Here is a 12,483-nt window from a genome sequence, read left to right as displayed (position 1 = left end):
TATCCTCAGGTAGTCCCGCAGCGCTGATCAAGGCGGGCAACACACTTTCTGTCGACACGGTCGATCTTACCAATGCCTATAGTGCAATCGAAGCCGGCTCCGGCATGACGCTGAATGGCTCGGGCACGCTGACCAATCTCGGGCTGCAATTGCAGCGCACGACTTCGCTCAATTGCAACCAGCACGGCGGCTGCCAGTATTATCCGGATGTCATTTACGAATGGACGGAAACGAAAACGACCGGCGACACAGGTGGCCATGAAGGTTCATGGCAGGTCGCCGTGCCTGGCCCCAGCCCATTCGGAACGCGGGATACGTCAAAGGATATCGGGCCGGGACGGACCGTGGAAAGCGTCGAGGCGATCGGTGGCGTTACCACGACGATCCGCTCTGGCGGAACACTTGGTATCACCGGTTTTGCCGCCGTCAACAATACTGCTTCGGCCGGAACAATCGCCGACCATGCCGCCGTTGCTACGGCTCAGCCTTCGAGCGATCCGACCGCACTGCTGGCCGGCGTAACGGCGAGCGGTGCGCTGTTCACGCTTGGCGGTGTCGCCACCCCACAGTCCGGCGGCTTTGGCGGCACCATTCCCGGCCAGACATTCCTCTATGAAACCCGCGCCGCCTTCCTCGACGTCTCGAAATTCTATGGCTCCAGCTATTTCCTCGGTCGCATTGGCTATCAGCCTGATCGCCAGATCCAGTTCCTTGGGGACGCCTATTTCGAGAGCCAATATATTGAGCAGCAGCTCAGACTGGCGACAGGCTCCGGTTTTACCGGGCAGGATTCAATTACCCAGATAAAGCAGCTTCTCGACAATGGAGCCGCCTATCTCGGAGCGCAGCAGCGCCCGCTCGGCCAACCTTTGACGGTTGAGGAGATCGCCAGCCTCAACGAATCCGTCGTTGTTTATGAGTGGCAGACGGTGAACGGTACGACCGTTCTGGCACCGGTGCTGCATCTTGCCGCCAATGACAGGGAAAGATTGAACTCCGCTGGCGCGCTGATCGCGGGCAATCAGGTAACGATCGACACTGGCTTGCTTGCAACATCAGGGATGATTGCATCGACTGGCGATCTTACCGTTTCCGGTTCATCGATTGCGGCAATCGGCGGCTCCTTCAGCGCAGGCGGTAATGCTTCAATCAAGGGCGACGAGGGCATTCTGCTCGCCAATGCGAAGGTGACGGCCGGCGGCAATCTCGGACTGACTTCGAATGGAGACATCAATATCTCCGTTACCGAGAGGTCGACAACCAGTACCTTACGTGACAAGCGCAGCACGACAACGGTTGTGAGAACCACAAGTCAGGGTTCCGAGATCACCGCGGGCGGATCGATCACCGCCAATGCGGGTGGCAGCCTCAACGTCATCGGCAGCACGATTGCCGCTGATGGGACGGTCGGTCTGAAAGCGACCGGTGACGTGACAATTGCCGAAGCTGTCGACACCACCACGATCGATTACACCTACAAGAAAAAGGGTGGCCTGTTCGGCGGCAAGAAACAGACGACGAGCCACACGGAAACCGAGACTGCCGTCGGATCATCGGTCAGTGGCGGGAAGGGTGTATCCATCGTCTCAGGTGGAGATACCGTTGTTTCCGCGTCGAACGTAACTGCTGGCGATGAGACCAACAAAGCCGATATCAACGTCAGCGCAGGGGGCGATCTGCTGATCGCGTCGGGCAAGAATACTGCTGAGTTCGAGCAGAGCTCCTCATCCAAGGGCTTCCTCTCGAAAAAAAGCTCGACGCAGTACAACTATGATGAAGCCACAGTCGGCTCCGAGCTTTCCGCATCCGGCAACATCAAGCTGGATGCTGGCGGCAACGCTGTCATCGCCGGCTCGAACATAACGGCAGGCGATGCGATCAGCATCACGGGCGACAGCGTCGCCATCATCGGGGCCGAGGAACAGCACGCGCTGGAGAGCAGCAGGAAGAAATCTGGCCTGTTTGCCGGTTCCGGCGGCGGCTTCCTTTCACTCTGGGGCAAGGAACAGAAAGAAAAGAGCCAGTCGTCCACCCTCAACGTTGGCTCCGCGCTGACTGCCGGGACTGACGTAACCGTCACGGCACGCGAAAGCGACGTCAATGTGATCGGCTCCTCCATTATGGCAGGCCGCGATATCAATCTCTCAGCAGAGCGGGATGTGAACGTAACGCCCGGTGCGGAAAGTTTTGCCCTGTCCGAGCGGGAGAAGAAATCCGGTTTCGGCCTGTCGTTCTCCGCCGGCAATGGCGGCTTCTCCGTCGGCCTCGGCGCGCAGAAGACCAAGGACAGCAAACAGCAACAGTCCGACACCAACGCGGTTTCGACGCTCACTGCCGGTCGCGATCTCCTTGTTTCCTCGGGCAACAACGTCAATCTGCAGGCGGCAACCGCCTCCACCGGGCGCGATGTCGACCTCTTTGCCGGGAATGATATTAATCTCCTTTCGGCCAACGACCGCACCAATTATCAGGAGATGCACGAAAAAACCTTTGCCGGTGTGACCGTTTCCGTGACCAGCCAGGTTGGCAAGGCGGCCCAAAGTGTCATGCACTCGGCTGAACGGCTGTCGGATGGCGGCGGTGTCAACGCCATCACAAACAGCGCCATTGCGGGGCTCGGCTTCTATCAGGCTTACAAGGATCTGCAGGGTGTCTCCGAGGGGCTTTCATCAGGCCAGGGTTTCGCCTTCAGCGTTGGTGTCAATGCCGGGATTAGCCACCAGGAGAATAGCGCTTCTTCCTCGTTCTCCACCCCTGTCGTCACCGACATTCGTGCCGGTCGCTCGATCGCCATCGAGGCACAAAACGGTAATATCAGAAGTGAGGGCGCGCAGATTCTAGCCGGTTACGGCAAGAACGGCCTGCCGGTCATCTCGTCCGATGCGCTGACTGGCGACATCTTCCTGTCCGCAGAGAATGGTGACATCAATCTCAATGCCGCCAAAGGTACATCTGACGCGGCAAGTTCAAACAAGTCCTGGAGTGCAGGCGCCGGCATCAATATGGGCTGCACGACGTCGGGCGGCTGCAATGCCACCGTCGGTGTCAACGGTTCTTACGGCAAGGGCGGCTCTTCCACCTCGGGCACCAGCCATACAAACACGCATGTCAACGGCACTGGTGATGTCGCCATCGTCACCAACGATCTGGCGCTGAAGGGTGCGACCGTCGCCGGCAACTCGGTCACCGCCGATGTTAAAAACCTGACGGTCGAAAGCCAAGTGGATACGGCCAAAGCAAAGGCGGACCAGCTCAATGTCTCTGGCCAGATCGGCTTTGGAAACACCGGCGTCTCCGGCTCCGGGCAGAAGGCTAAAGGTGATGCGGCCATTGTCACCGAACAATCCGGCATCCATGCCGGAACGGGTGGCATCGATCTCAATGTCGAGCAGCACACCACGCTTGTCGGCGGCCTGATTACCAGTGAGGCCGGGGCGGCACGCAACAACCTCTCCACTGGCACTCTTGACGCCACCGACATCGATACGCATTCAAGCTGGAAAGCCGAAACCTATGGCGGCTCGATCGGGACTGGCGGCCTCTCCATCGCACCGCCGGTCAAGGCTGGCGAGAACGAGACCGGCAAGGCCTATTCGGCCATCGGCGGCAACATCCCGATCACCATTACCGATCCGGCCCACCAGACGCAGGACATCGGCACCATCCGCCGCGATACCGCCAATACCAATATCGCGCTGCCTGGCCTGCCGGATCTCGAACATATCCTGCGGCAGCAGTACAAGACACAGGCCGATCTTCTGGCGGCACAGGCAACAATGGCCGGGCTCGTCGGCGATATTGCCAGCGGGCTCTACCAGGATGCGCTGGAGCGTGGGGACGGCGCAGCCGCCGAACTCTGGAAAGAAGGCGGCCAGGGCCGTGCATTGCTGCATGCCATCGGCGGCGGCATCCTTGGTGGCGTCAACGGCTGGGAAGGCGCACTGAAAGGTGCACTCGGCGCGGCGAGTTCGTCATTGCTCACGCCCGCCATCGCTGATCTCGTCAACGGCATGCTCAGGGACAGCAACCTGTCCGATCAGGACAGGCAGGCACTTGCGGCGGCTATTGGTTCAAGTCTCAGCGGTCTCGTCGGCGCCGTTGGCGGCGGCGAAGGCGGCTCCTATGGAGCGGCGCAGTACCAGTACAATTATCTTACACATAAGGAGCGGGAAGAGTTCGCGCGTGCCCTGGCGGATTGCAAGGCCGGAAGCTCCGACTCGCCGGCCTGTGGTCGGGTAGAGGAACTGCAAATCCTCTCGGTAGGTCGCGATCAAAAGCTCGATGATTGTGTCGGCAATTCGTCGGCCTCCTGCGTCAAGGCTCGTACCGATCTGCGGATTGCGGCGGCGGAGTATCTCGACGCAGCCCTCACAGGTAACGGTGAGTCTGATGAATTGTCGCTCCTCGACCGGCACATGGTGTTCCTGGCTTTGTGGAAATATGCCGACAGCAATGATGCTCAAAGCGGCCAGAACTTTGGCGACACCGCCTCCACGCTGAAAAGCGATGCAGCCAAGGCCCTTCTGACGGGTTCGAAAGAACAGATCGCCAGCATCATTCGCGACCCGATTATTGGCGGGGCGATCGCCTTCGGTGGTGCCGGTAATGCAAAGACTATTATCGGTGAAACGGTGGGCAGCGGTAGCACTGGATCAAAGGGGACAGGTGCGACAGGACAAATTGGAGAAGCTCCCACAAATAGCGCTTCAGGAAATTGGGCTGCGGTCACAGAAGCCATGTCGCCACGAGCGCAGGCCTATCAAAAGCAAATTACCGGAACTTCCGGGCAGGTATATGTTGTAAATGGCGTCAAGTTTGATGGGGTGAGTGCCAACGGTACGCTGCTCGAAGCGAAAGGGCCTGGATATGCAAAATTTGTGGATAAAACCACTGGGAATTTCAAATCGTGGTTCTCGGGAGCGGATGCCCTAGTGGATCAAGCCCAACGCCAGAGCATTGCGGCGGGCGGTGCCCCCATCACTTGGAATGTGGCGGAACCCAGCGCTGCCAAGGCCATTCAAAATTTGCTACTCGATAACCGAATAAACGGCATTAAAATTAATGTCGTGCCACCACAATAGGAGCCCTGCTTTGGAAAGTTATTTTGCCGCCGCCTATTGGTCATCTCGTAAAGAAACTCTCGAAGAGTGCACCAGACGTGCGACATGCTTTCTCGCTAACCTCGCAGGTGTCTCAGATACGCTTCGTGGCTGGCGCGAGAAGAGCAAGAGTCGAAAAAAAGCACTAACACAAAAGATGATTTCCATTGAGTGCAGCGATGATGTTCGCGTCATGTTGGAGAAGGGCCGTAATAGACGAGACATGGATCGTTCAATCATCGAAGAGCTAGGCTTCGGTTTTGGTCTTTGGAACGGCGAAGCCGGTTCAGACGAAGCGGGGCTATCGGTCAGGTGTGGTATCTATAACGCGAGCGGAGTTTCAAATGCCGTTGTGCTGAATCTCCCTCGAAGTTTCGACCCCGCCTCTGGAAAGACAGTACTAGCTCTTGCGCGATCGTTTATTGACGCGTGGGAGCCGGAAAGCTTTGTGTTAACGACGAACCGTCGCAACAGGGAAGAGCTAATTAAAGCAGAGGCGAAAGGGGAGAATTGGCAGCCATTTCTAGATGTTGCTCTTTACCTGCAACAGCCTGACATTCTGTCTTTCAAGGCTGAAAGAGGAGACCTTGTTTACGAACTTAATCTTGGTCGTTTGTTTTTGAGTCGCTCGTTGTCGCCTGCCGATTAAACAGGTTCTTCCAGATTTTATGCCAATTCAAAAGAAGTTAACTGCAGGAACTTGGCGTCAGTGAGCAATTGGCGCAACGTCTTCTCTTTTATCAGGACGGAACCAGGGTATGCCTTGCGTTTACGACAAGGCTTCTTCCTTTCAGCGATAAATCTCACAAAAACGGCTTGATGAGGCAGAATTGGAATTTTTTTGCCGTTGGAAACCCTTGTGACGGGACCTATCGAACCATATTTTAAAACAGGATGTTGAAAATTAATGGCGCTTATCGGTATCGATCTTGGAACCTCAAACTCTTTAGTAGCGCATTGGACAGACCAAGGCGTGAAACTGATCGAGAATGCGCTGGGCGAGTTTCTGACACCATCAGTGGTCAGTATCGCGGATAACGGCGACGCCATTGTCGGACGCCCAGCTCTCGACAGGCTGATTACTCACCCGGACAGAACGGTGGCATCCTTCAAACGGTGGATGGGGACAAATCACGAGGTGAAACTTGCGAAGAAGGCTTGGCGCGCCGAGGAGCTGTCTGCGCTTGTCCTGAGAAGCCTAAAAAGAGATGCGGAGGCTGCGCTCGACACCGACGTATCTGATGTGGTTATTTCTGTCCCGGCCTATTTCAGCGATCCGCAGCGTAAGGCCACTATCAATGCCGCGCATCTGGCTGGGTTGAATGTTACGAGACTTATCAACGAGCCGACCGCCGCAGCCCTGGCCCATGGAATTGCAAGCTCCGAGGACGGGCAATTTCTGATCCTTGATCTGGGAGGCGGCACGTTTGACGTTTCCCTATTGCACAAGTTCGACGGAGTTATGGAGATACAGGCTTCCGCCGGGGATTCTATGCTAGGTGGTAATGATTTTCGAGACAGCTTGGCTTCATACCTCGTGACACTCCACGGTCTCGATTCCGAAAACCAGCCACCGCAAGATCGGGCCAGGCTTCTGAATGAGACTGAGCGGCTTAAGGCAGCGCTGAGCGAGACCCAGGACGCGGTTTATCATATCAACGTCTTTGGAAAAGACGTTGAGGGCAAAATAACGCGACTGGAGGCAGAGGAGCTGTGGAAGCCGCTGATCACTCGGTTGCGGAGGCCGATTGAAAGGGTCATTCGCGATTCCGAAACAGACCCATCGTCGCTCAGCCAGATTGTTCTGGTGGGTGGCGCATCGCGAATGCCGCTGCTCAAGACCATGACGACCCGCCTGTTCGGGCGGTTTCCACTGTTGCATCCCAATCCCGATCACGCCATTGCCATCGGAACGGCAGTTCAATCTGGGCTCCATGCTCGGCACGAAGCGCTTGACGAGATCATCATGACTGATGTGTGCCCCTATACATTGGGTATTGCGTCGGTTGAGCAAGCCTACGGCCTAAACGAGTTGCTGATGTCGCCCATTATCGAACGCAACGCGATCATTCCGCAAAGTCGCGAGCAGTTTTACTCCACCACCGTCGATGGGCAGACCAAGATTGATGTACAGGTCTATCAAGGTGAGAACATGCGGCCTTCACAGAACATTCTGATCGGAAATCTGGAGGTGCCGGTACCGCTGGGCAATGCCGGATCTCAATGCATTGGGGTCCGCTTTACTTATGATGTCAGCGGCGCGCTGGAGGTAGAGGTCAAGATTCTCTCGACAGGAGAACTTAAGCGTAAAGTGTTCCAAAACCAATCCAGTCTGACCGAAGCCGAAATCGCTCTGCGCTTCAAGGAACTATCGAAAATCAAGTTGGCCCCGCGCGAGCAGCAAGAAAACCTCGCCCTGGTCGCAAGGGCGGAGCGCCTCTATGCCGAGGCAATCGGCGAGCAGCGCCAACAGATATCAGCGTTAATGGCGCAGTTTATCGCGGCTCTGGATAATCAAAGACTGCGGGATGCGAGACCACTGCGGGAAACGTTTGCCAAACAGCTGGACGCGCTTGATCAAATGTGGAGCCAGCCGCAATGAGTGGCGATTGTTGGGCGTTGCTCGGCATCAAGCCCCTGAGCAGCGAGGAGGCGATCCGCAAAGCCTATTCGCGACGTCTCAGGGATTTTCGCCCGGATGAGGACCCGACAGGGTTCCAGCTGCTGGTCGAAGCTCGCAAGCAGGCGCTTGCGACGGTAAAGTGCCGGATGGTAGACGTGCTAATCGCCAACCCATCTTCGCCTGACGGCATAAGCACAGACGGAGTTGCAGAGGGCTCCGGCAGCTTCGGCAATTCTGAAAATCCCGATAATCCGGCTGAGCCTGAAAATTACTCACAACGCGCCGTAGCGCCCTTTTTTTGGGAGCCCACGCAGAAGGAGAATGCTGGAAAAGAAAGTCTACCTCGGCTGCTGGATGAATTGGGTGAACTTATCAGCTTTGGAAGAGAACGGACACGCGGAGTTGCGCAGAAAGGCAACTGGCGCGTCGACAAATGGACAGAACTATTAAACCGCGCATCTAGTGAGCTAAGTTTTGCCGAACATGTAAACTTCATCCACGTGCTTGCAAGAGGTATTGAGGGACTGTTGCCGCCCAAGGGTGATACAATCCCGTTGTCAGACTATACGGGGGGAAAAGGCATCGCTGCAATGGTCAACGCCATTGAGGAGGGAGCTAATTTTTCGGAAAATCCGGGCCTTCTCACCACGGTCTGCGGCTGGCAATCGGCAAAACATTATTTCGACTGGCTCGCCGAAGCGCAGCGCGGCAACGCTATTTTGCGCAGAAGTAGTCAGGGCAAAGCGGCTTACTTCAATGGAAAAATCCCGCTCTTCCCCTTGGAAGATCAACCATCACGCCTAGGGACAATTGATCTCAACTCATATTATCACGAAGCTCTTGAGAGGGGGCGCTGGCCTTTCTCGTTCGATTTCGCCAGAACGCTGATGCCGTCATACCACATCATGCGGTCGACAAATCTGTGGTTTGGCCTTACCATTTTCGGACTCACTCTTGTTACCGCCTATCTGACATTGGGAATAATAGCAGGCACAGACATTCGAATAGCCGCTGTCTCGCTTTTGTCTGTGCTGGCATTGCGGCTGACCTTTGCGGTCTTCTTCCGAAGGCTCACCCTTCGATTTCTGATCAAACGCATAATCAAAACGGATAAAAAACACATTTGGGAGCAGGTGCGTCGCCGCAATCACCTGACGCCTTATTCGCCTACCAACCCAGACTGGCTACTAATTTTTTTCACCGGCTTGGAACTATTCCCCCTTGTTGTTGGTCTTATCATCCTGGCGGATAGTGGCAGCAACATATGGAGTGCGAGGTATCTTTACCCCGAGCCCGCCGAAAAGCTCGTGACGAACATGGTTCTGCCAGCGTTCGATGCGGCAATCAAAGACGAGGCGTTTGGCTATGATTTATTCTTCGATTTCTTTCAGAACATTCGATCAAGCAAACCGGACGGCTTTTCAACCCGCCTGATCACGCCCGATATTCCCGCTGGAAAGTTGCCTAACTTGCTATGGCTCCCCACCCTGACTCGGAACCAAGAGCGTTTTCTTAGAGCGAGCAGCGGTCCAACGCATACCGCCTTATTTGCGTCCCGCACTATTGATCCGTCCGCCAACAGGTTGGCCGAGGTCCGAAAAGCCAAACTGCGCGTTTGGTCGTTTCTCTATCGTATCGGTACGCCACGGATGCGTGTGGATATTGAGAAGGCTCTGAACGACTGGAGTCCTCTTATTAGGGATGCGAAATTCCGCAACGGTTGGCCGACCGAGCAGGCAATCTGGAGTATCATGGCTCCAGAGCTGCAGGGCTTTGTTTCCGTGGAAGACAAAAGTTTTCTTAGAAAGGCTGTTTTATCCGAGTTTGCGCGTCAGGCTAGGCGCTATGACGCAAAAGCGAAACCGGACATTATTTATTCGCAATTCCATTGGGTGCTGTTCGCGCCTGATGCCGCATTGTTTCAGCCGCAACCTCTTCTTGCCGACACACCGCTCCCAAAAATCAACCTTGATAATGAGGCCATCAAACATGAGGCTTTGCCCAGCAACCCTATCCTGAGTAACTTCCTGCGGGGATGGGCAAGAGGGACGCAGCCCGACCGCATGGCCATGATTTCATCAACCGATAAGCTCCAAGTGCAGCCTGGAATGTTCTATATTGCACACGTGCCTGACATATCGGCATTGGCTGCGAGGCGTGCATTTTTCTTCCTTCTCGGCACGATCCTGGAGACCGACAATACGCTGCTCAGCTTGAAGATTTCGCGCCGCGGTCTTGCAAAACTTCCGGAGTCGCTTCCGGAGGACACTCCCGGTTTCTGGACCACGGCGACAGCGTATCTGCTACGGGCCCAACGACAGGAAACCGGTAAAAATCTGTCCCGGTTTTATATCGAGCACAACAGTGATGACGACGTCAGGACAATCTTGAGCCGGCTTCTGGACGAGTTACATGGCACACCCGAAGGACAGAAGGTATGCAATTCTCGTCTTCATTTGCCAGGCGGCCCTTGTTTTGACCTCTGAAAAAAATGTCAATAGCGCGTAATCTGATAGCAATTTTCCCTGAAACTACTTTCTACGGCAGCGTGGACATCGTTGTGGTGGTTAATTGGAAGACCACAGCCACCCAACGACTCGTGCTGAGTCTCGGCGGATATCGCGGCGATGACCACAGATCTGGCTCCATGTTGGGTGCGGCATGAACACCGACGGTCGACGCGAAGTGCTCGGCATGGAAATCGGCAAGTCTGAGGCCGAAGCGATCTGGACGGAATTCCTGCGCAAGCTGACCAGGCGGAGGCTGCGCGGCGTCAAACTCGTTGTCTCCGATGCCCATGAAGGCATCAAAGCGGCAGTATCGAAGATGCTTTCCGCCACTTGGCAGCGTTGCAGGCTGCACTTCATGCGCAATGCATTGGCTCATGCGGGCAAGAGCGGACGGCGCGTCGTATCCGCGTTCATTGCCACGGCCTTGTATTGGATAACCGAGCAAACGATTTCTAGGAGATGTATCTGGTGACTGAACATATTGACGCGATTATTAGTGAAGTAAATCGACTAGATGATCCGCGAAAACGTAAAATTCCGCTTCCGGATGATGCTCTAATGGCGAGATACGAAGCCGCCACGGGTTTCGAATTCTCGGAAGACTATAAAAAATTTCTCAAGAGCATATCTAACGCTTTCATCGGTTACCTGTCGCCACTTACTCTAAATGAAGAGATGGGTGGCGTTTATGGGGAATTGAGATCTGCTATTGAACAAGGCCGCAGCGCTGGCTTACCCCACGATTGGCTTCCAATATGTGAAGACAACGGTGACTACTACTGCATCGCGCCCGATGGCAAAATACATTTCTGGGACCACAACGGTCCAACGACCGAGACTTGGCCCAACCTTGCAACGTGGGCAAACGATGTCTGGTTGGGTGGAGCATAAGAATTTCGGCTATGCAATACGAGCCACCGTTGAGACAATTTAGGCCGCCCCGGCATTGCTGAAAAGCTCGGGCAGACCACTCCCCGTGGGAAGTGGGGCGCTAACGGCCAAGTGGATGTTATCCCATGAGAGCAACGATAAAATCTATCGACCTGATCGACGATGAAAATTGGGCATACTGGCCAGATGACCCCTATAATTTTCATGTTGCTGCCTAAGCTTTGATTGGACAAGAAAACTACCCAGGCGCTGAGATTTTTAGCTTTGAAGTTTGCACCCCTCGTTGGCTGGTCGAGTATAGTGACCGAGAGCCACATTTCGTACGCCACGTAATTCTGATGGAAAAATATGACGAGGACGGCCTAAAATCTCTAGTCAGGAATTTGGTTGCAGACACAACCGGTGAAACATGGCGCGGAATCGCCGAAAAGCTGGCTCGCTCCATGTTCTGGGAATTTGAGGATTATCAAAGCTGGCGCCAGTGTTGTCGCCAGCGCACACTATCGGCTCAGTCCAAGCCCCTGCGACCGGACCAGTTGCTGTTTCAGCGCATGGTCATGGCTAAGCTCGGCCATGCGCGTTCGGTTCACGATACGGGCGGTAATCTGGATCTGCTCGGCCTGCCTTGCGAACTCCGGGCGTGCTGCAAGCTCTTCGGCGAACCTGCGAGGATCGGAGCTTCCGAACCGCTGGGTGAGCGCTTCAGCCACCAGCTTGGCCTCATCGAGCGCGGCTCGGCCCTCAGGTAACGATCGCAGCTCTTTGATGAACTTGCTTCGCCTCTCGATCGGCATTTTCTCCACCTGGCTGATGATTTCGGCGCTGCGCGGCGTGAGGCCGGGAACCTCGATCACGTCACGCTGTTCCCGCTGCCATTGTTCGCTTTGACGTTCTTCGCCAAGCCGGCGCTCCCATGCCTCGGAGACATAGCCGATGTGGGCAGAGAGAGACCTGGCATAGTGCAGCGCCTCTTTCCGCTCCTTGTTGTTTCCGAACATCCCCGACTTGCCGCGTAGCTCCCCGAAGCGTTCTGGCTGCTCTGCCATGGCCTTCGCCATGATCTTGCCGTTGCCGTCCTTCTCGGTCATCGCGGTGCGCAGTCTTGCGGCGACCTCGACCGGGTCATGGAACACGTGCCGCGCGACAGATTCCACCGTATCGAACCTCTGATCGATCACGGATATCGCCCTTTCCCGGGCTATTTGTTCGATGCTGCGGTCGTATCGGATGATCGCTGGCACCAGCGGACCGGGCTTACCGGCTTCCAGCGGCGAGTGCTGGCCGACGACTTCTGTCGGGGCAGGGGCGGCGCCGTCTTGCGACATGAGATCGGACCACCGGATGCGGCGATAATCTTGCC

6 protein-coding genes and 1 pseudogene are annotated in these 12,483 nt (G+C 55.7%); 6 read left to right on the top strand and 1 reads right to left on the bottom strand.

Annotated elements, in window-relative coordinates:
* The 6 genes and pseudogenes from EM858_RS26365 to EM858_RS26340 all read left to right on the top strand — a co-directional run.
* Positions 1-5,081 (top strand): hemagglutinin repeat-containing protein (locus EM858_RS26365; RefSeq protein ID WP_127758498.1); only part of this gene is annotated, 5,081 nt, incomplete at its 5' end.
* Positions 5,082-5,091: 10 nt separating this feature from the next.
* On the top strand, positions 5,092-5,748 hold the full coding sequence (locus tag EM858_RS26360; protein WP_127758497.1) for an Imm52 family immunity protein: 657 nt from the start codon (positions 5,092-5,094) through the stop codon (positions 5,746-5,748).
* Between the two features lie 258 nt (positions 5,749-6,006).
* Positions 6,007-7,701, top strand: coding sequence for a molecular chaperone HscC (locus EM858_RS26355; RefSeq protein ID WP_127758496.1), 1,695 nt, complete (start codon positions 6,007-6,009; stop codon positions 7,699-7,701).
* A complete protein-coding gene (locus EM858_RS26350) occupies positions 7,698-10,208 on the top strand; it encodes a hypothetical protein (RefSeq protein WP_127758495.1) in 2,511 nt (836 codons plus the stop codon). Before EM858_RS26355 ends, EM858_RS26350 begins: the two co-directional genes overlap by 4 nt.
* Before the next feature lie 172 nt (positions 10,209-10,380).
* Positions 10,381-10,656, top strand: a pseudogene (locus tag EM858_RS26345) (transposase); the annotation flags it as partial.
* Between the two features lie 35 nt (positions 10,657-10,691).
* The gene (locus tag EM858_RS26340) at positions 10,692-11,123 is read left to right on the top strand and encodes an SMI1/KNR4 family protein (RefSeq protein WP_127758494.1); all 432 of its coding nucleotides are present in this window, start codon (positions 10,692-10,694) and stop codon (positions 11,121-11,123) included.
* Positions 11,124-11,623: 500 nt separating this feature from the next.
* On the opposite strand, the gene EM858_RS26330 is transcribed toward EM858_RS26340, so the two are convergent.
* A partial coding sequence (locus EM858_RS26330) for a BID domain-containing protein (RefSeq protein ID WP_164865576.1) occupies positions 11,624-12,483 on the bottom strand: 860 nt, incomplete at its 5' end.

This window comes from Agrobacterium sp. CNPSo 2736, assembly GCF_004005385.1.
Taxonomy (GTDB): Bacteria; Pseudomonadota; Alphaproteobacteria; order Rhizobiales; family Rhizobiaceae; genus Agrobacterium; species Agrobacterium leguminum.
Note: the sequence above shows the minus strand (reverse complement) of the source record. Positions and strands in the feature narration are given on the sequence as shown.